At 59.4% G+C, this 19,302-nt stretch carries 16 protein-coding genes and 1 riboswitch; of the genes, 4 read left to right on the top strand and 12 right to left on the bottom strand.

Translation table 11 applies throughout. The features are described 5' to 3' along the window. Positions 1-25: 25 nt before the first annotated feature. From narH to ACOYO3_RS09655, 3 genes are read right to left on the bottom strand one after another with little or no spacing between them, the layout of a single operon-like run. Positions 26-1,549, bottom strand: coding sequence for a nitrate reductase subunit beta (gene narH / locus ACOYO3_RS09665; protein WP_002516689.1), 1,524 nt, complete (start codon positions 1,547-1,549; stop codon positions 26-28). Further along, on the bottom strand, positions 1,549-5,286 hold the full coding sequence (locus tag ACOYO3_RS09660; RefSeq protein ID WP_002517328.1) for a nitrate reductase subunit alpha: 3,738 nt from the start codon (positions 5,284-5,286) through the stop codon (positions 1,549-1,551). Before ACOYO3_RS09660 ends, narH begins: the two co-directional genes overlap by 1 nt. A gap of 57 nt (positions 5,287-5,343) precedes the next feature. Then, positions 5,344-6,714 (bottom strand): nitrate/nitrite transporter, encoded by a 1,371-nt coding sequence (locus ACOYO3_RS09655; protein ID WP_002524743.1) that lies wholly within the window; start codon positions 6,712-6,714, stop codon positions 5,344-5,346. 168 nt (positions 6,715-6,882) lie between these two features. On the opposite strand from ACOYO3_RS09655, the gene ACOYO3_RS09650 reads away from it, so the two are divergent. The 3 genes from ACOYO3_RS09650 (at position 6,883) to ACOYO3_RS09640 (ending at position 8,762) form a co-directional block, all read left to right on the top strand. Continuing rightward, complete coding sequence (locus tag ACOYO3_RS09650; RefSeq protein WP_002518802.1) at positions 6,883-7,521, top strand: molybdenum cofactor guanylyltransferase; 639 nt, start codon at positions 6,883-6,885, stop codon at positions 7,519-7,521. A 295-nt stretch (positions 7,522-7,816) separates the two neighbouring features. After that, complete coding sequence (locus tag ACOYO3_RS09645; RefSeq protein ID WP_002524745.1) at positions 7,817-8,317, top strand: MogA/MoaB family molybdenum cofactor biosynthesis protein; 501 nt, start codon at positions 7,817-7,819, stop codon at positions 8,315-8,317. A gap of 139 nt (positions 8,318-8,456) precedes the next feature. Further along, the gene (locus tag ACOYO3_RS09640; protein ID WP_002518803.1) at positions 8,457-8,762 is read left to right on the top strand and encodes a DUF6457 domain-containing protein; all 306 of its coding nucleotides are present in this window, start codon (positions 8,457-8,459) and stop codon (positions 8,760-8,762) included. Between the two features lie 63 nt (positions 8,763-8,825). Here the strand turns inward: ACOYO3_RS09640 and ACOYO3_RS09635 are convergent, their stop codons facing one another. The 8 genes from ACOYO3_RS09635 to ACOYO3_RS09600 all read right to left on the bottom strand — a co-directional run bounded on the left by ACOYO3_RS09635 (position 8,826) and on the right by ACOYO3_RS09600 (position 17,595). Continuing rightward, positions 8,826-9,836, bottom strand: a complete 1,011-nt coding sequence (locus tag ACOYO3_RS09635; RefSeq protein WP_002524746.1) for a dimethyl sulfoxide reductase anchor subunit family protein — start codon at positions 9,834-9,836, stop codon at positions 8,826-8,828. Next, a complete protein-coding gene (locus ACOYO3_RS09630) occupies positions 9,836-10,477 on the bottom strand; it encodes a DMSO/selenate family reductase complex B subunit (RefSeq protein ID WP_002524747.1) in 642 nt (213 codons plus the stop codon). The genes ACOYO3_RS09635 and ACOYO3_RS09630 overlap by 1 nt, the downstream gene beginning before the upstream one ends. A gap of 166 nt (positions 10,478-10,643) precedes the next feature. After that, positions 10,644-13,223 (bottom strand): DMSO/selenate family reductase complex A subunit, encoded by a 2,580-nt coding sequence (locus tag ACOYO3_RS09625; RefSeq protein WP_014172451.1) that lies wholly within the window; start codon positions 13,221-13,223, stop codon positions 10,644-10,646. A gap of 435 nt (positions 13,224-13,658) precedes the next feature. Continuing rightward, positions 13,659-14,486, bottom strand: a complete 828-nt coding sequence (locus ACOYO3_RS09620) for a HesA/MoeB/ThiF family protein (protein WP_002516699.1) — start codon at positions 14,484-14,486, stop codon at positions 13,659-13,661. Between the two features lie 14 nt (positions 14,487-14,500). After that, entirely contained in the window at positions 14,501-15,379 is an 879-nt protein-coding gene (locus ACOYO3_RS09615; RefSeq protein ID WP_002518806.1) for a thiazole synthase, read from the bottom strand. Beyond that, positions 15,376-15,645 carry a sulfur carrier protein ThiS gene (gene thiS, locus ACOYO3_RS09610; protein ID WP_002524750.1) on the bottom strand — a complete coding sequence of 90 codons (270 nt, stop codon included), beginning with the start codon at positions 15,643-15,645 and terminating at the stop codon, positions 15,376-15,378. Before thiS ends, ACOYO3_RS09615 begins: the two co-directional genes overlap by 4 nt. Before the next feature lie 6 nt (positions 15,646-15,651). Further along, the gene (thiO, locus tag ACOYO3_RS09605; protein WP_002518807.1) at positions 15,652-16,932 is read right to left on the bottom strand and encodes a glycine oxidase ThiO; all 1,281 of its coding nucleotides are present in this window, start codon (positions 16,930-16,932) and stop codon (positions 15,652-15,654) included. After that, positions 16,892-17,003, bottom strand: a riboswitch (TPP riboswitch). (Overlaps the previous gene by 41 nt.) 277 nt (positions 17,004-17,280) lie before the next feature. Then, positions 17,281-17,595 carry a CorA family divalent cation transporter gene (locus ACOYO3_RS09600; protein WP_427305866.1) on the bottom strand — a complete coding sequence of 105 codons (315 nt, stop codon included), beginning with the start codon at positions 17,593-17,595 and terminating at the stop codon, positions 17,281-17,283. Between the two features lie 70 nt (positions 17,596-17,665). Here ACOYO3_RS09600 and ACOYO3_RS09595 point away from each other — a divergent pair, with 70 nt between their 5' ends. Continuing rightward, the gene (locus ACOYO3_RS09595; RefSeq protein WP_002522259.1) at positions 17,666-17,848 is read left to right on the top strand and encodes a hypothetical protein; all 183 of its coding nucleotides are present in this window, start codon (positions 17,666-17,668) and stop codon (positions 17,846-17,848) included. 6 nt (positions 17,849-17,854) lie between these two features. Here ACOYO3_RS09595 and ACOYO3_RS09590 read toward each other — a convergent pair whose 3' ends face one another. Further along, on the bottom strand, positions 17,855-19,300 hold the full coding sequence (locus ACOYO3_RS09590; protein ID WP_002516688.1) for a uracil-xanthine permease family protein: 1,446 nt from the start codon (positions 19,298-19,300) through the stop codon (positions 17,855-17,857). Between the last annotated feature and the right edge of the window lie 2 nt (positions 19,301-19,302).

The raw sequence follows: 19,302 nt of genomic DNA, 5'->3' as shown, positions 1-19,302 counted from the left end.
TGGTGCGCCTAAGAAGACACCCACCTCAGATCACCTCCAGCGGCAAGGTGGGTGTGCCCTCTGGGGCGCTGACCGGGGAGGAGATGCTGTGGAAGGCTTCGAGGCTTCCACTCACGGGGCAGCGACCCAGGTCGGCGATTCCGTCGGGTAGGCCGCTGCAGGTGGTGGGAATGACGTAGCGGTCGTCGTACTTGGCGATGGACAGCAGTCGGTACATACTCTGTATGTCCTCGCCGGTCATGTCCACTGCCTCGGGGATCGTTTCGTCTGCTTCATTCCCCAAAAAGATGTCTCGCATGTAGGAGCGCATTGCAGCCAGACGACGAAGTGAGAGCTCAACTGGAGCCGTGGCTCCAGCAGTGAATAGGCCGGCGAGATACTCAAGCGGAATGCGCATCTGGGAAATCGCGGCCAACAGCACTCTGTGATCTTCCCCGTCGTTGCCCGAAGCGCTGACAGCGTCGACGACTGGTGACAGAGGTGGTACATACCAGACCATCGGCAGTGTTCGGTACTCAGGGTGCAGGGGTAGGGCAATCTGATAGCGGCTGATGAGCTGCCATACCGGTGACGCCTGGGCTGCTTTGATCCAAGAGTGTGGGACGCCGTTGGCCTTGGCTTGTGTGATGATTTCGGGGTCGTTGGGGTTGAGGAGGATGTCTCTCTGGGCGGCGTACAGGGTACGTGGGTCGGGCTGAGATGCGGCCCAGGTGACGTGGTCGGCGTCGTAGAGGAGCACCCCCAGGTAGCGCAGTCGTCCAACGCAAGTTTCCGAGCACACTGTTGGCTGTCCGACTTCCAGCCGTGGATAGCACAGTGTGCATTTCTCGGCTTTGCCGCTGTGATGGTTGAAGAACACCTTCTTATACGGGCAGCCGGACACACACATGCGCCAGCCGCGACAATGGTCCTGGTCGACAAGGACGATTCCATCCTCGGCACGCTTGTAGATCGCCCCAGATGGGCAGGCAGAAACACATGTCGGGTTGAGGCAGTGTTCGCAGATGCGCGGCAGATAGAACATGAATGAATCCTCAATGGACTTGCGTACCGTGAGGTTCATTTGGTGTAGGACTGGGTCCTGATCGAGGGTTTCCATGGAGCCACCAAGATCGTCATCCCAGTTGGGGCCCCAGTCGATGGTGTCCTTGTGCTCACCCGTGAGGGCTGATTTTGCTCGGGCAGTGGGAATGTGCTGAGTCGATGGGGACGCCAGTAGTTGGTCGTATTCGTAAGTCCACGGCTCGTAGTAGTCCTTCTTGGCGGGCAGGTTCGGATTGGCGAAAATCTTGCCTAAGGTGGCCAAACGCCCTCCCTGATAGGGGACCAGTTTCCCGGAACGGGTGCGCTTCCAGCCTCCCCTCCAGCGTTCCTGATCTTCCCAGCCGCGCGGGTAGCCAACGCCGGGCCGAGTCTCGACGTTGTTAAACCACATGTATTCCGTGCCCTCACGGTTTGTCCAGGCCTGTTTGCATGTCACTGAGCAGGTGTGGCAGCCGATGCACTTGTCAAGGTTCATCACCATCGCGATCTGTGCCATGACTTTCATCAGAACGTCACCTCCTGGCCGCGACGCCTAATGAGCGTCACTTCGTCACGTTGGTTGCCGGTGGGGCCGTAGTAGTTGAAGGCGTAACTGAGCTGGGCGTATCCGCCGATGAAATGGCTGGGTTTCAGCAAGATACGAGTCAGGGAATTGTGGGTGCCGCCACGCTTTCCTGAACGTTCGGTCAGCGGGGTGTTCACAGTGCGTTCCTGGCCGTGGTACATGAACACCGTCCCTTCCGGGATCCGATGACTGACGATGGCCCGGGCGTCAACCGTGCCGTTGCGGTTGTACGCCTCCACCCAGTCGTTGTCGGACACCCCGATCTTCGCGGCGTCGGCGGGAGACATCCAGATCGTCTGGCCTCCTCGGGCCAGCGTGAGCATGTGCAAGTTGTCGTAGTACTGCGAGTGGATGCCCCACTTGTTGTGTGGGGTCATGTACCGCACCGATACGACTGCCGCGCCATCGGCATCAGTGCCTGTGTATCCGGCAGGTGGCTCATCGTAGATATGTGCGACGTCGAGTGGAGGGCGGAAGATTGGAAGGCTCTCACCCATGTCACGCATCCAGTCGTGATCCAAGTAATAGTGCATTCGTCCGGTGAGGGTATGCCACGGCTTGTGCCGCTCCATGTTAATGACGAAGGCTGAGTAGCGACGCCCCCCATGCTCCGAACCCGACCACTCGGGTGAGGTGATGACGGGTTGAGGCTGAATGACCGTGTCGGTGAATGTCACTCTGCGATCCTGTGACCCCACCGATAGGTCGGTCAGCTTCGTACCTGTGCGGGCTTCTAATTGTTCAAATCCGGCAGTGGCTAGGCGGCCGTTGGTGGTACCCGAGGTGGCCAAAATTGTGTCGCAAGCTTTGATCGCGGTGTCGAGGAGCGGGCGCCCTGCACCAGGGCCAGAAGTGGCGACGCCGTGGCGTTGTGCTAGGTCGGCGACTTCCGGATCAGGATGGAACGGCACCCCCTTAGTCACCATGCCGAGGCTTTCGGTGAGTGGACCGAGGGTGTCGAACTTCGCGCCGATTTGGGTGTAATCACGCTCCACGGTGACAAGCTTTGGCATCGTCACTCCGGGTATCCAGGCTTCTTGCTCACGGCTGACGGAACCGGCGGGCGTCGTCATTTCGTCGGGGGTGTCGTGCATCAACGGTGCGGCGACGATGTCGGTGCGGGTCCCCAGATGTTTTACGGCCATCTGGGAGACGGAATATGCCAAGGTCCGGAACACCTCAAAGTCGGTACGTGCCTCCCATGGTGGATCCACAGCCGGGTTGAAGGAATGAACGTAGGGATGCATGTCGGTGCTCGACAAGTCGTGTTTTTCATACCATGTCGCGGCTGGCAGGACGACGTCCGAATGCAGTGTGGTGGACGTGTTGCGGAAATCCGCGGTCCACATGAGGTCGAGTTTGCCGGGAGGGGTGTCGTCGCGCCAACGGATGTCGGTAGGACGCTTGCCCTCAGTTAGCTCGGTGGCGTTGACGTCATTCTCGCAGCCAAGCATGTGCTTCATGAAGAACTCGGTGCCTTTGGCACTGGAGCCCAGCAGGTTGGTGCGCCAGTTGGCCAGCAGTCGTGGATAGTTTTGGGTGGCGTCGGGGTCTTCGCAGGCGAAGCCCAAGGAACCGTCAGTCAGTTTCTGGGCGATGTACTCGGCTGGTTCCATCCCGGCAGCGGCGGCCTCGTCGGCAAGATCTAGCGGGTTGCGGGTGAAGGTCGGGTAGCTCGGCGTCCATCCGCGGCGGGCCGAGTACACCATGCAGTCTGCAGTGGTTCGGCCGGCGAACGAGCCGCTGCCCAGGGGGGAAGCTATGCTCTCGGCACGGGCACCGTCATAACGCCACTGGTCGGTGGTGAGGTAGTACCAGGCAGTAGCGATCATTTGACGTGCCGGACGTGCCCAGTCCAGCGCGAACGAGTAGTTGGCCCAGCCAGTGAACGGGCGCACCTTCTCCTGGCCGACATAGTGGGCCCATCCGCCACCGTTGACGCCCTGGGTAGCACACATGTTCGTCAATGCCAGGAATGTCCGGTAGATCTCGTCGGCATGGTAGAAGTGGTTGACCCCTGCTCCCATAACGATCATGGACCGTCCACCGGTCTCCAGCGAGTTCAGCGCGAACTCGCGACCGATGCGTTCGGCTGCAGCTGCTGGCACGCCGGTGAGCTCGGCCTGCCAGGCGGGAGTGCCCGGCACCGTGGGATCGTCGTAACCGCTAGGCCATTGGCCGGGCAGACCTTCACGGCTAACGGCGTATTGGGCAAGCAGGAGGTCGTAGACTGTGGTGACTAGCCGGTCACCGATGCGACGGGCTGGTACTCCGCGGTGCACGATGCCGGCACCTAGGCTCGTCTGGTCCGGGCTGGAGGGCAGGTCGAAGCGGGGCAGGGCGATCTCTACGGCTTCCCAGGAATTGACGTCCATCATGCTCATGACGGGGTTGACGCCATCGAGATCAAGATTCCAGTGTCCGACGCCCGACTCGGAGAATCGATCGGCCAAGGTTCCACCGGGATCCTTAAGCGACCCGTCAGCCTCCATCACCAGGGGACGGAACTCGGGGTGATCCGGGCGCGTCTGGAGATTGACCTTGTCGGCGGTGAGAAACTTTCCGGGTACATATGCCGCGCCGTCGGCCTGTGGGCCGTCGAAACGGTCTAGTTCGACGAGGAAGGGAGAGTCGGTGTAGCGACGCATGTAGTCAAGGAACATTGGTTCGCGACGTGTGACATGGAATTCCGAGAGGATGACATGACCCATGGCCATGGCAAGAGCTCCGTCGGTTCCCGAAGCGACGCGCAGCCATTCGTCGGCGAACTTCGTGTTGTCGGCATAATCCGGGCTCACGACGACGACCTTCTGGCCGTGGTAGCGCGCCTCGGTCATGAAGTGCGCGTCTGGGGTACGTGTCACGGGGACGTTGGATCCCCACATGATGAGGTATTGGGAGTTGAACCAGTCACCGGCCTCTGGCACGTCGGTTTGGTCGCCGAATACCTGAGGGCTGGCTGGGGGAAGATCGGCATACCAGTCGTAGAAGCTCAACATAGTGCCACCGAGTAGTTCAGTGAACCGGGAGCCGGCTCCGTAGGACACCATTGACATGGCCGGGATGACAGAGAACCCGGCGATGCGGTCGGGACCGTAGGCCTTGATGGTGTGCACGTAGGCTGCCGCGATGATCTGGGTGGCTTCCTCCCATGAGACACGCACCATGCCTCCGTGCCCGCGGGCGCACTTGTATGCCTGGGAGAGCTCTGGGTCGTTGGTGATGGATGCCCAAGCGTCCACTGGATCGCCGAATTCGGCGAGTTTGTCTCGCCACGCGTCAAGCAGGACTGAGCGCACATAGGGGTGACGTATTCGTGTGGGGGAGTACTCGTACCAGCTGAATGACGCGCCACGCGGGCATCCTCGCGGCTCGTAGTCGGGCATGTCCGGGCCGGTGGAGGGGTAGTCAGTCTGCTGGGACTCCCAGGTGATGATCCCTTCCTTGACGTAGATCTTCCATGAGCACGAGCCGGTGCAGTTCACTCCGTGGGTGGAGCGCACGACCTTGTCATGGGACCAACACTTGCGGTAGAAGACGTCGGCGTCGCGTCCGCCCTCCAGAAATAGCTGGCGTGTGTCGGGCGACGTCGTACCGCGGCGTAGCCACGTCCCCATTTTCAGCAGGGCTGAGCCGCTGGGGGACTCGGCGTCAGATGTTTCGTCGTACTCCGTCATCGGGTCTCCTTTGTAAAAACCGAACCAGGTGGAGTGTGTCGAAACTGGGGTCGCTGGTCAGCCAGGGCATGGAGCACCTGGGCGGGCATAACGGATCCAGCAGATGATCGAGCACACAATGCAGAAGACGGTGCAGATCCAGAACCAGGCAACGGCTGACATCGATGACAGGGCGACACCGACGACGAATGGGCCGAAACAGCCGATGGCGGCGGTGAACCCGATGGCTCCACCGGCTTGTCTGGCAGGCATGATCATGGGCATCTGCTTGAACGTCCCGGCGTTGCCGATACCGGAGAAGAAGAACATGGTGAGCATTCCCCACAGGAAGTAGCCGAACTGGCTTGGACTTGTGGGGTTGAGGAAGAAGGCGCAGAACCCGAACGTCAGTGCCATCCCGATTCCTGAGACAAGGGTCCAGATCGCCCCACCGAATCGGTCGCAGAGCGGCCCCCAGACGACACGCACCAACGAGCCGATCAGTGGGCCGAGGAAGGCGTAGGATGCGCCGGCGGGCAAGTTAGAAAATCCGTGGGCCAAGTTGCTCGAGTTGCCATACGTATTCTCGATGAGTAGCCCGAACTGGGCGCTGAAGCCGCTGAACAGGCCGAACGTCATGACGTACATGAGCGTCATGATCCAAGTGTCGGGGTTGGTGAAGATGTCGATCTGCCGACGGAAGTTCGCCTTTACCGGAACGTCTTTGAGCATGGTAAATGCCAAAATCGTGGCCAGGATGGTCCACGGGACGAAGACGATGGCGATATTGTGCACCCACAAGGGGCTCCCGGCGGTGTGCTGCGGGGCGATCCACGTGAGGCCGAGGAGCCCGAAGCCCATGAGCCATGGGCCGAGCAACTGAACGATGGACATCCCCAGGTTGCCGATGCCAGCCTGTACTCCCAAAGCGGTGCCCTGCTTGCTTTTAGGGAAGAAGTAGCCCGTTGATGGCATGTAACCGGAGAAAGAACCGCCCCCAACGCCGCATAGGAAGGCGAGGAGGAGAAGGGTGCCGTACCCGGTCGACGTGTTCTGGACGGCGAAAAACCAGCCCAGCATAGGGATGAGGTAGAGCAGGGAGCTGTATCCCACGAGCCTGCGAGTGCCGATCACCGGCGGTAGGAACATGTAGACCAGGCGGATGAATCCTCCCGACAGCCCTGGCATGGCGGTGAGCCAGTACAGCTGTGACTTCGTCAGGTGGAATCCGATGGCGTTGAGTTTGGGTGCGATCGCACTCACCAAGAACCATACGCAAAATGCGATGATCATGGAGAACGTCGAAATGGTCAAAGTTCGCCATGCGATACCGGAATCCCAGTTTTCCTCGGGATCCCAGTTCTCGATGAGATGGTGGGAAGGGCTTGTGCTCACAATGTCTCCGCGTGGGATCGTGCAATTAACACGGATATTATCAGAAAAAATCATCGGCGTGAAGGCCGCCCCGCCCTGTGCCCCAACGCCGGCGTGGCGACATCGCGTGGTTTGCTGTTTCTGGCGGGGCGTATCGTCGGCACGCTTCGAAGATGTGTTGGATGGTCATATTGGTCGGAAACTTTGGTGAAGTCTGTGGCGGGTGGCTTGTTACGGATCGGTATGCGGCATGATCATGACATGACCAATCGTCGTTTGGACGCTGTCATCCTCGCTGGTGGATGTGCTCATCGATTGGGTGGGGTGGCGAAGGCGAATCTGCGTGTGGGGACACGTCGTCTACTTGATGTCGTGTTGGACGCGGTGGATGGTGCCCGCGAAGGGCTGGAAGGTAGCAACGTGGTCGTTGCTCGCGAATCAGTGGAGGTGCCATGGTCAGTGATACGTACAATGGAGGACCCGCCTGGGTCTGGGCCGTTGGCTGGAATCAGAGCCGGGCTGCAGGCTTTGCCTCCCGCTCAACCGGATGATTTGGTGCTCGTTTGCGCGGTGGACTCTCCGGGGATTGGCAGGTCAATTCGTCAGTTGCGCGAAGCGCTAGAGGATGATCCGTTGAACCATTTCGCTGGGGCCGTCACATTTGGGGGAGTACCGAAGCCTCATCGTCAGCTCCTGCAAGGGTTGTATCGGCGAGTACCCTTAGAAGCCTCGATTGCCGCTGCTGACACGGTCGTGAACCGCTCGGTACACAGCGTGCTCGGTGGCTTATGCTTGCTCGACCTTCCAGTGGAGCCAGAGGCTTGTCGTGATCTTGACACTCCGGGCGATGTGGAGTGGTGGTTGCGTCACATCGGCGATTGATTCTCCGAAGCGTACGTGTTTTTCGGAAACCCTGCGCCCATGATGAGACATCCTCTCCACGCAGTTACCGTGGTCATTACTATGACAGCGAGACACTCCGTGTCGCAGGAGCACAGAGTTAGTCGAGGCGCTGCTTTAATAAAGCGCGTTGAGGAGCATGTGTGGTCCCGCATCGCTCGGTTTCCGTAAGTCTTGCGAGGGGGGGACTCCTGCCCCTCTAGAGGCGCACTCTTAGTGGCTTATGCCGAGCACGGGTCGGCGAGAGCGCTGATCGGATCTCGATAAGATCGATTGTGTGGATGAGATCAGGGCACGCGTCATCACTGTCTCAGATCGTTGTGCCGCTGGCGCGGCCCTGGACCGGTCTGGGCCCTTGGCTGCTTCATTGCTTGCTGAGCTGGGATGCAGCTGGCTCAAGGTCGATCCGGTGACTGTCGTACCTGACGGGATCGACTCGGTGGGCGGCGCTTTGAGGGATGCACTAGAGAATGGATGCCGGCTTGTCGTCACTACCGGTGGAACGGGGATCTCGCCGCGTGACCTTACCCCGGAAGCCACCCAGCCGTTGTTAGTGGCCCGTCTAGATGGGCTGGCCGAGCAGGTCCGAGCCCTCGGTGCGCATGGCTCCGCCCTGGCAGGACTATCGCGTGGTCTCGTAGGTGTGACCTCACGGGGTGACCAAGCGGCTCTCATCATCAATGCGCCCGGCTCCACTGGCGGAGTGCGCGACACCCTCACTGTGATCGGGCCGATGCTCGAACACATCTTCAGGCAGCTTGCCGGAGGAGGTCACTGACGTTCATGACTAGCGAGTTAGCACACACTGCATTTACTGAGTGCGGCGGACCGCACGTGCAGGCGTCCCTTCGGTTCGCTGGATCGTAGGGTGTTTTTAAACGTGGGTGTTGTGACGACCAACAGGTGGTCAGCAGCCTATGACAACCCTGAGAAGCGAGGAGGTAGCCATGTCGCATCATGACGACAACCCTGAGAAGATGGCCCGGATGCGTGATTGGTTGGAGATCGCCGCAAGAGAGGTGGACGTCGATCCATCCGTTCTGACCGATGTTGAGCAGCCTTTGCTTGACATGGTCTCAGTTATCTCGCACGGACCGTCCCGTCCGGGAGCCCCGCTGACGGCATTCCTGGTCGGTATTGCCACGGCACAGGGTGGCGATACCCTGCAGTTGGTAAAGAAATTGATGCAGGCCGCCGAGCAGCGGGGCCAAACACGGGACTAAACCTTCATGGGGAAGCGGAGCTGCTTGCAATCATTTGTAGCAGTGGCCTTAGTTGATTGGCGTTCATATGCCGATTCGCACCAGACTCCAGTAGTGCAGCGCTCGTCCGACGATCTCGCCCGCGAAAGTAATAATCAGCGTGGTGATAAGTAACCAGCCAAGGCTATGAGGGTGCTCGCGCGGTGTGTGTAAAGCTCCGCGGTAGACGAAACTTCCGAGCATGAGCGCGATGGCACCAAGCAGAATGAGTCGGGTAGCGTAGATACCTCCGGAGAACGTGTTACTGGCCTGGTGGGCGACAGGCCCGCCGGAGGCCAGCTGGGATGTGTAGAGCGGATAACCCACCATGAGGGCAACCGAGACCACGGCGGCGCCGATGGAGCACCATTTGGTTACCGTCAACGACAGGTCCCATTCCTGATCATCGGTTGGAGCGTTGATGGCACGGATCTCCTCGGTGACGTGCCGGGACCACCAGCCCGTGGTTTTCGGATGCTTTTCCCTGGCTGAGGGGACAGCTGTTTCGTGACGATGACGCACCATCGCGGTGATCATGAGTGCACAGGCCACTGAGAGAGTTCCCAAGATGATGGTCGTCGCTGCAAAGGAGAAAGGCACCCACCAGCTGTGCCAAGCCGGGACCGTCACCAAGGAGTAATAGATCATCGACTCGCACACCAACAGTCCGATGCCAACGATAGCGGTGACAACCGCGAGAACCCGCTGAATAGCGAAAGCAGGTCGCTTAAACCAACTCAGCATGGCAAAGACAAAGCCAAGTAGGGCGAAGCCGGAGCCAAACATGATTTCACGCGATAGCCAGGAAGTCTGCGGGTGACGCAAGACGTTGAGGGTATGAGCCGGGTAACCCATATGAAACATGGAGACGAAGAGGCCGAATACCATGGCCGGGCCGATGGCATAGAGCACTGGGCGACTGGTCCGCTCCACGACGCTGTTTTCGCGTCCCCTGATGGCTGCCCCCACGTGGGCGGTCCCAAGGACCAAAAAGGCACCAACGCACATCTGTGTGACGACGGTGAACAGGATCATCGGAACGTCGTGGGTGTTCATCAGATCTCCTTGGTATTAGCGATCTCGCCGGTGCCCTCGTCCCACCTCTGGGCGTCACGATGCGCAGTGATCACTAGGTGCGGTTTGGTTACCGAAGGATCAGGCAGTGGAGCGATGGCGTCCTCATTGCCGTATGTGCTGCGCAGCTCATCGATAGGTCCCCAATCCAGAGCTCGCGACGGGCAAGCGGCTACACAGGCTGGCTCTTTACCCTTACTGCGATAGTCGTAGCACAGATCGCATTTGCTCATTCGGCCAGTGTCCTTGCGGTACTGCGGTGCGCTATACGGGCACGCCCACTCACAGTATCGACATCCCACGCACTTGTCTTGGTCGACGTAGACGGTGCCGTCATCGCGGCGGGACATTGCCGTGGTAGGGCAGGCTTTCATGCAGATCGGGTCCTCGCAGTGGTTGCATGAGACTGACGTGTAGTAGGTGAAGACTGAGGGGTTGAAAGTGTCCCCCGAGATCTGCCAAGTTCCTCCGCTGTACTCGACGACTCGGCGCCACCGCACCCCCGTGGGCAGGTCGTGTTTGTCGATGCAGGCGATTTGGCAGGCTTTGCACCCGGTGCACAGTGTCTGGTCAAAGAAGAAGCCGTACTTGGCTCCTTTTGCCGTATAGTTCTTCTCTCCCATCCTCTGACTCCTTAGATTTTCCGGATGTTCATCAGGTCGGTGTAAACCCGATTTGAGATTTTGCCTATGGTTGCCGATGCTAGTTCGTCATATGCTGATGTATTCTTCTGCCTCAATGTTGGCGCGTTTATGCGCGGTTGACTGGTTTCCCGTGGGGGCGGGGTATTCATGCTTTCTCCACATTGGCGATCGTTGTGTGCACCGCATTACCCTTCGCTAGCGGCGAGGGGTGCAGCGAGGTGAGAGTATTCATGGCTCCATTGATGTCGACCGGTTGCTTGGGATTGGCCTTGCTTGGCGGGGCGACCTTTGTGTTGCTCAAGGGGCGGTACCAAGCGCCCTGCGGCACTGAGAGAACGCCGGGTGCAATACGATCGGTGACACGGGCCGGTAGCCGGATGGTACCGCGGTCGTTGTAAACAAAGACTTGATCGCCATTGGTGATACCTTTAGCTCGGGCATCTCGAGTGTTGATCCAGACAGTCTGGGGATGAGCGTCCAGTAGCCAGTCAACATTGCCATAGCTGGAGTGGGTTCGTCCTTTGAAATGGTGTCCTATCACCTGGAACGGATATTTCTTGGAGGCTTTGGCCTCCTCGGGGCCTTCCCAGGTGACGACGTATTCCGGCAGTGCAGTGAGTTTGTCACCAGCCAGCTTCTTGCGGAAGGTGCCGAACGTCCACGCTTCGGACATCGCAGCTAGCCGCTCAGAATAAATCTCGATCTTGCCTGAGGGGGTCTCTAGTGGATTGGCAACCGGGTCTTTACGGAATTCATCAAGTTCTACATAGGGGCCCATGTCTTTGCGGAAGATACCTATTTTCTTCCACTCGCGGTAGGTGGGCAGGCCGGGGTCTTTCTTTCGAGTCTCTTCGATCGTGCGTTCCAGCCATTGGCTACGGGTCAATCCGCCGGTAAATTCCTTCTCGGTGCCTAGGCGCTTGGCTAGTCCGGCGCAGATGTCGAAGATGTTGCGGCACTCGTACAAAGGCTTGATTGCCTGAGATGAAACGATTCCATAGGCCATCGGCCCCCCGTTCTCGCCTGGATGGATGTCTTCTTCCTCGGCGGTGGAGGTGCCAGGCAGGACGTAGTCGGCGTAGCGGGCCGAGGTCGTGTACTGGATGTCACAAACGACGATGAGCTCGCATTTGGAATCGTCACGCAGGATCTCCACTGAGCGGTTGTTGTTGCCGGTCTGTCCCACTAGCGAGTTGCCCGCGTACTGCCACACCATCTTGATGGGGGCGCTGAGCTTGACATTCGTCGGCTTGCCGTGCTCGTCGATGGGAACCTTGTTGGCACGTACTCCGGGGGCTGGCTTTTCACACACCCCAGAGTTGAAGGTGTCCATCTGCTCACCATGGTCGATGGCGTCCAGCCAAGAGAACACTGGGATGATCTTGTTGGATTTGGTATTGGTGATCTCAGTGTTGAAGGGCAAGGTGAACTGGAAGGCTTGGGCGCCTTCGCGAGCACCGGTTCCGCCGCCGGGGATGCCAATGTTGCCGGTGACGGCTGCGAGCAGGAAGATCGCCCGAGCACTATTTTCTCCGTTGGCATGACGCTGGGGCCCCCAGCCTTGGGTGATGGCGCAGGGATTGGCTGCTGCGATCTCACGTGCTAAGCGGCGGATCCGCTCTGCCGGGACTCCGGTGATGTGGGAGGCCCATTGGGCGTTCTTGATGGTATGGTCGGGTCCCTTCCCCTCCAGATAGGCTCGGTAAGATGAACCGGCTGATGTTCCTTCGGGTAGATGTTTGTCATCGAAACCGACGCAGTAGCGATCAAGGAAAGCTTGGTTGTGCAGGTCCTCGGTGATCATGGTATGGATGAGACCTGCGACCAAGGCGGCATCGGTGCCGGGCCGAATCGGAATCCATTCGTCAGCCATAGTAATGGCCGTTTCAGAGTAGCGCGGGTCGATGACTATCGTGCGTACACCCGAGGCCTTGCGTGTCTGCTGGGAAACGAACACTTGGCCGCCGCCTGACATGCGTGTTTCCGCAGGGTTGTTGCCAAACATGACCTGAAGTTTGGAGTTTTTCACGTCATCAAATGAGTTGCTTCCGACCCATGATCCGTAGAAATACGGGTAGGCCTGAGTTATCTCGGTGGTCGAGTAGTCACTGTAATGGTCGAGGTAACCTCCCCACGTGTTCATGAGCTGGGCGAAGGCGCTCTGATCCGGCGGCCATGACTTGGCCATCACTGAGCCTAAAGTGCCAGTGCCGTAGTTAATGTAAAAGGCTTCGTTGCCGTACCTGGCTTTGATCTTTTTCATTTTTTCGGCGATCTCGTCGAGGGCTTGATCCCAACTGATCGTTACCCATTGTTCATCTCCCCGCTTGGTGCCGGGCTTGCGTTTCATTGGCTTCTTTAATCGGTCGGGATTGTAAATGCGGTGGCGAATCGAACGTCCTCGCACGCAGGCACGTACTTGTTGGGAGCCCACTTTGTTGTTTGCGGTATCGTCGGGTAGCACGCGTACGATGGTGCCGTCCTTGACTTCCAGGCGCAGCGGACAGCGTGAGCCGCAATTGACGGTGCAAGCAGACCACACGAAGGTCGAAGCGTCGTTGGTTGGCTTGTTGGCTAGTGCATCTTTCGTCTCGTGTAATACTGGGGCGAGGGCGGCAGTCCCGCCGACCACGGCGGACCATTTCATGAATTCACGGCGACTTGCCTTGGTCTTTAGCCCAGGTATATTCGTCGAATAGGATTCCACGTTGAGACCTCCCGACATACGATACGTCATTCACAACTTACCGTATCGTGTGAAAAGTCGTAGCGATTTTCAGCCTATGCTTATTGCAGCTTACGGGACACTGTGCACTGGCGCTGAGACCCCTCACCGACCGGTAGTCCTAAACCCTGTAGAGGGTCCTCTCCCATGATGTGCATGCCAAGGTCGACGTGACGTGGGCGGTGTATTAATAGATCGTCGCTACTGACCGCTGCTCACGATGGCCAGCAGACAAACAGAATCCTGTACCAAGATCACCCTGCTCGCTAGCAGCATCCTGGCCATCTTGATGAAGCTGAAACGACCTCAATAGGCACGACAGCTACTTCCTAACGGCCCCACCGAGGTCACCAACAGACGCCTCAAACCTCTCCGAGGCGACGCCCTCGGATTCAAAAAATCAATCAGCTACATCACCCGAGAATTCCTCCACCTTCACTCAGCTTCGGGCAGCTGCGTCACTGAAGCACGGTCCGGGTCTGCGGCGAAGCTGAGGGTGCGGGCACCGACGCCGAGAGCGTCGACGACGACAAGTTTTCCCACGGCCGGCGTCCCGATCCCAGTAAGCACCTTCACGGCTTCGGTGGCCATCATCGATCCCACCTGACCGACGACCGGGCCGAATGTGCCTCCAACAACGGCCGACGGCACTGAATCAGCGGCGGGAACCTCGGGGAACAGATCGCGTAGCATGGGCCCGCGATCGGGCCAGAAAACTGATAGCTGACCTTGGTACTGCAGAATCGTTCCCCAAACCAGCGGGGTTCCGGTGATCTCGGCAGCGTCGGAGGCTAAGTAACGGGTGGTGAAGTTGTCCGTGCAGTCGAGGATGAGGTCATGATCCTTGACTAGGTCGAGCGCATTGTCAGTTCCCAGCCGGGCGACGACGGCCTCTGCCACCAGATGCGGATTGAGTCGCTGCACCGCATCTTTGGCGCTGAGGGCCTTGGGCCGTCCCACGTCGGCCTGACGGTGGATCACTTGCCGCTGCAAGTTGGACTCGTCAACGACGTCGTCATCAAGGATCGTGAGGTAGCCAACCCCGGCGGCGGACAGGTATAGCAGTACCGGGGAGCCGAGGCCCCCAGCCCCGACGACAAGCACCCGACTATCTCGTAGTCGGCGTTGAGCCTCCTGACCGAATCCGGGCAAGACGATGTGGCGGGCGTATCGGATCAGGTCACGGTTGATTAGCGACGTCGTGGAACCCATGTCTTCTACGGCATCGTGGCCGTTGGTAGCACGAGATACCGCGTCGTCCATCGGGTTTAGAGCGCTCACAGACTGTCGTTCTCCCTCGGACCACGGACTCGCCCAGTGATGATCCCGTCGAACGGCGAGCTGGCTCGCGCCAGACGTCGACGCGGGATGCGTCCCGATGTACGAGCCATCCGTCCAGCCACCACAGCCATCTTCATCGCCTGGGCCATGCCCACCGGATTGTGAGCGCGGGTCACGGCGGACGCCAGGAGTACCGCGTCGCACCCCAGTTCCATGGCCAAGGTGGCCTCCGAGGCCGTGCCGATCCCGGCGTCCAGGATGACGGGGACGTTCGCCCGGTCGACAATCAACTCGATATTGTGCGGGTTAAGGATTCCTAGCCCGGTACCGATCGGGGCTCCGGCCGGCATCACCGCAGCGCAACCGAGATCTTCCAGACGCTTAGCTATTGCTGGATCGTCATTGGTATAGGCCAACACGACGAAATCATTGGCCACGAGTTGTTCGGCGGCGTTCACGAGCTCAACGGGGTCGGGCAGCAGGGTGTCCTCATCAGCGATGACCTCGAGTTTGACGAGGTTGGTATCCAGGGCTTCCCTGGCCAGATTCGCGGTGAGAATAGCGTCTCGTGCCGTGTAGCAGCCGGCCGTGTTCGGTAGGGCGGTGATCCGGTGCCGTTGCAGGATCTCGAACACCGATTGACGAGGCCCGGCGGCGAATCGACGCATAGCCACGGTCGTAAGTTGAGTCCCCGAGGCAACCAGTGCTCGCTCGAGGGTGTCCATGCTCGTGCTACCACCGGTGCCCATGATGAGTCGTGATGTGAGCCTTAGACCACCTATGCGCAGCGGTTCGTCGGAAGACGTCGCCGCCTTTTCGTCACAGCTCACTATCGTCTCCTTCACGTTCGCCACGTCTGTTTCTTCCGTCATCATCCGCCTTGTACCGCCGTCACGACGTCGATGACTCCTCGCACCGGGGTTGCCGCCCACTGTGCGCGACGTATCACGGCCCCATTTATGGCCACCGCAATCCCCAGGGGCGAGCCATCGACGGTTCTCCCGTCGGCTCTCAACGTCTTGCCGATACGGGCACTAACGAGGTCGAGAATCGTCTCATTATCGCTGGGATCGTACGGCTCCCCGTTGACCGTCGTCGTGGGGTAGTGGCCAGTCGTCTCACCATTGTTCGCTGTCATCATGGCTTTTTACCGGTTGCCGAATCGGAATGGATTGACGGCCGCTAGCAATGCCGGATTGTTGTCCTTTTCGGTGCCGCAGACGATATCTGCGCCAATCCTCGAGCCGATCGCAGCCAGGAGAATGCCGTGCCGGAAGTACCCCATTGAGACAGTGAGCCCATCGCCTACCCGTCCAACCATGGGTACGTCGTCGGGGGAACCGGGACGGGCCTTGGCAGTCATCTCGTAGATTTCGCAGTCGAGGATTCCGGGTACCAAACGGTGGGCGTCGCGCAGCAACTGGTGAACACCCTCCGCACGCACTCCGACCATGTCGTCTTCTCGAGTTGTTGCGCCTAGGACGATGGTGCCGTCGGCGCGCGGGACGATGTAAACGGCATTTCCCTGAACGACGCCGCGGATGGTTCTTGTTACCAATGGCCGCAGGGCTTCGGGGACGCGGAGTCGCAACACCTCACCTCGTACCGGGCGCAGTAGATCAGTGAGGGCCTGCGGAATGCCGGTGATCGCACCGGTGTCCACCCCAGCGGCGAGTACGACGTGATCGGCACGGTAGCTTTTGCCGTTGGCACCACGCAGGCCGATCGCGCGATGATCCTCATTGAAGAGAACCTCACTGGCTCGGGTGGGTACGACTCGGTCGCCAAGGAATTCGAGAATAGCGCCGCACAGCCGTCGGGGATCAACTTGATGGTCGCCGGGGATGTCGACGACCCCGACGCATCCTGGGCCCAGCGCGGGTTCCGCCGCCCGTGCCTGGGACACACTGATTCGGTTGACTGTCATGCCCATCCGGTGCTGCAGTTCGAGCAGTTCATTGAGGGTCTGGCGGTCGGCGGAATCTCCAGCGCAGACGAAGGTGGAGCTTTCCAGATACCCGATGTCGTGGCCAACGTCGTGGGCTATGGCGGCAGCGAAGTCGCGATAGATCCGGCCCGATTCCACCATGAGGGGGTAGAGGGTCGGCTGATCCCAGATGACCTCGGAGACCGGGGCGAGCATCCCGGCAGCAGCGAAACTGGCCCCGGAAACTGGGGCGTCATCCAAGACGGTGACCTCTATCCCGCGACGACGCAGTCGCCAGGCCGTCGTCAGACCGATAATTCCGGCTCCGGCGATGACGACAGAGGAGGGACGACCACGCTCCGACGGTGGAATAGTCGAAGTCTCGGCGGCGTGATTGTGGCTCTTCGTATCGACGTGACCCACGACAGTGGATCCAGCGAACTCTCGTCGTGTGGCAGCAGTGCCCACAGCATGTCCTCCCTCCGGCGGCATGACCCGCATCAGGTGAAAGCGGTCGGCGAATATGCCCTCTCAGCCGCATCCTGTTCTGTGCGGCTCCCGCGGAAACCTTTCCCATCATAGGTCGTTGTCGTAGAGGCTGGGCTGGTGACTCCGACATCCAGCCCTGCGGCCTGTGTTTTGCCGAACCCGGTGAAGAAAACGCGACATTTCCTGATGGCTGGGTGGTCTTAGCGTATTCCGTGTCAGGGTATGCCATTCTTCCGAGAACAGGACGATACCGTGAACCGGTACCGGAGCGTGTTATAACCAATTGTTTTTGCGGAATATGACGTAGAGAATCCCGCTGCTGGCCACCATAGAAAGTATGCAGTAGAGGTAGCCGAACCTTCAGTGTAGCTCTGGCATGTTGTCGAAGTTCATGCTATAAATCGACCCTATGAGGGTGGGGACGACGCAATTGCGCTGCTTAATGACTTCGGCCTCAACAAAGGCGACGTCCTCGATCGAATCGATGTAGAACGGCGGATGTAGCACCAGGAACAGGGCCTCGCCATGGCGCTCCAGCTCGGGTCGTTGATGGCCTTCGGCGAGGTCTTCAGCCAGCAGCGGGTCGAGGTTCATCGGATCAACTAACCGCTTGATCTGGGTGCGGTTGGGGCTCTGTTCGACGATGATTCCTAGACGTTCCGGATGGCCGTCCAATCATGTTAAAGTGGTTTCGATGTCAGGTCGATGTTCCGGATTAGCTGGGACCCCCTGCTCGAACCACTTAATGTCGATAAGGCCTGGTCTGGTGTCGGCGATCGGTCCGGTCGCTACTGGTGAAGTTCCGCCATGGGTTCTCGCGCTCGTTGACGCGGTGTTTTTGGGCTGGAATGTTCCTGACATTGATCGCCTCCTCCGAACACTTGCGCGGCAAGCCTACTGCGTATGGCATCGGTCGCCCCCGTCGTGATCGCGATTACTGGGGGGTGTCGTCATCGACATACATTCCTGGGGCGTCAAGAATGATGTTGGTGCCACCCGCCGCGTCAGATAGTTCATGTGGGGCTAGCCACCTAGCTAGATGATAGACACCGACGGTGACGATGGTGCCTAGAGCGATGCCACCCAAAGTGAAGGACTTGCTGAATTTCAGTGACACATCGCCGACACCGATGATGATCCCAGCGGCCACCGGGACGAGGTTCACCGGGTTGCCGAAATCGACTTCATTCTCCTTCCAAATCTTCGCCCCGAGCAGACCGATCATCCCGTAGAGGACCACGGTGATGCCACCCAGGACTCCGCCGGGGGTCGCCGAGATAACGGCGCCAAACTTAGGGGAGAAACCGAACAGGATCGCCACGACTGCGGCTACCACATAGGCAGCCGTCGAGTACACCCTCGTGGCGGCCATGACGCCGATGTTCTCCGAGTAGGTGGTCGTCGGGCCGGCACCCAGGAAGGTCGCCAGCATTGAGGTCGCACCATCGGCAGCCACCGCCCGTCCGACCTGGTGGTCAAGGTTCTTACCGGTCATTTCAGCGACCGCTTTGACGTGGCCGGTGTTCTCAGCGATGAGGGCGATAACCACCGGCAAAGCTAGCAAGATGAAGGCCAAGTGGAAGGCCGGCAGGTGAAATCCGACGACATTGGTTGATGCGTAGTGGGATCCGTTGTGAACCTGGGGCAGGTATTGCCAGTTGTTTAGGTTCGTCGCCGGAGGTAGGCCGATCCACGCGGAGTTGTGTACCGCCGACCAGTCCACTCGCGGGGCGGTGCTGCCATCGGAGTGGTGCAGCGGGCCAAATACGAGATCTTCGGTCCACGACAGCAGATAGCCGATAACCAGAGCCAGGAAGATAGCGATCCGGGACACGAAGCCACGCGGTCCTACCGACAACGCAATGACGAGCAACATGACGATGAGCGCCGTCCACTGATCGGTAGGCCAGTACGTTTTGGCGACGACCGGGGCGAGGTTGAACCCGATGAGCATAACGACCGCGCCGGTCACCGTCGGTGGCAAAACCTTATGGACTACCCGAGATCCGGCGGCCTGGATGATGATGCCGCAAATAAGTAGGGTCAGGCCGACACACAGTAGGGCGCCTGAGACGTCATTGGGTTTACCGCCCGAGGCGTAGATCGCGGTCGCTACTCCAGGAAACGCGGCCGACGAGCCGAGATAAGACGGCACTTCATGCTGAGTGACGAAGATAAACACCAGGGTTGCCACACCCGACATCATGACCGCTAACTGCGGGTTGAGACCCATGAGAACGGGGAAGACGAAAGTCGCCCCAAACATGGCTACCACGTGCTGGGCTCCTAGCCCAATGGTGCGGCCCCACCCGAGTCTCTCGTCGGGAGCCACCACCTCACCCGGTTCTAGTACACCGCGATTGTGCAGTTTCCAAATCATGC

The sequence above is a fragment of the Cutibacterium sp. KBN10P07758 genome, from assembly GCF_050286205.1.
Lineage (GTDB): Bacteria > Actinomycetota > Actinomycetes > Propionibacteriales > Propionibacteriaceae > Cutibacterium > Cutibacterium acnes.
This window is presented reverse-complemented; position numbering and strand designations above follow the sequence as displayed.

Coding starts and splice junctions, on each gene's coding strand:
- narH (WP_002516689.1), bottom strand. CDS start 1,549: ATGAAAGTCATGGCACAGATCGCGATGGTGATGAACCTTGACAAGTGC.
- ACOYO3_RS09660 (WP_002517328.1), bottom strand. CDS start 5,286: ATGACGGAGTACGACGAAACATCTGACGCCGAGTCCCCCAGCGGCTCA.
- ACOYO3_RS09655 (WP_002524743.1), bottom strand. CDS start 6,714: ATGATTTTTTCTGATAATATCCGTGTTAATTGCACGATCCCACGCGGA.
- ACOYO3_RS09650 (WP_002518802.1), top strand. CDS start 6,883: ATGCGGCATGATCATGACATGACCAATCGTCGTTTGGACGCTGTCATC.
- ACOYO3_RS09640 (WP_002518803.1), top strand. CDS start 8,457: ATGACAACCCTGAGAAGCGAGGAGGTAGCCATGTCGCATCATGACGAC.
- ACOYO3_RS09635 (WP_002524746.1), bottom strand. CDS start 9,836: ATGAACACCCACGACGTTCCGATGATCCTGTTCACCGTCGTCACACAG.
- ACOYO3_RS09630 (WP_002524747.1), bottom strand. CDS start 10,477: ATGGGAGAGAAGAACTATACGGCAAAAGGAGCCAAGTACGGCTTCTTC.
- ACOYO3_RS09625 (WP_014172451.1), bottom strand. CDS start 13,223: ATGTCGGGAGGTCTCAACGTGGAATCCTATTCGACGAATATACCTGGG.
- ACOYO3_RS09620 (WP_002516699.1), bottom strand. CDS start 14,486: ATGGACGACGCGGTATCTCGTGCTACCAACGGCCACGATGCCGTAGAA.
- ACOYO3_RS09615 (WP_002518806.1), bottom strand. CDS start 15,379: ATGATGACGGAAGAAACAGACGTGGCGAACGTGAAGGAGACGATAGTG.
- thiS (WP_002524750.1), bottom strand. CDS start 15,645: ATGATGACAGCGAACAATGGTGAGACGACTGGCCACTACCCCACGACG.
- thiO (WP_002518807.1), bottom strand. CDS start 16,932: ATGCGGGTCATGCCGCCGGAGGGAGGACATGCTGTGGGCACTGCTGCC.
- ACOYO3_RS09595 (WP_002522259.1), top strand. CDS start 17,666: ATGTCGATAAGGCCTGGTCTGGTGTCGGCGATCGGTCCGGTCGCTACT.
- ACOYO3_RS09590 (WP_002516688.1), bottom strand. CDS start 19,300: ATGATTTGGAAACTGCACAATCGCGGTGTACTAGAACCGGGTGAGGTG.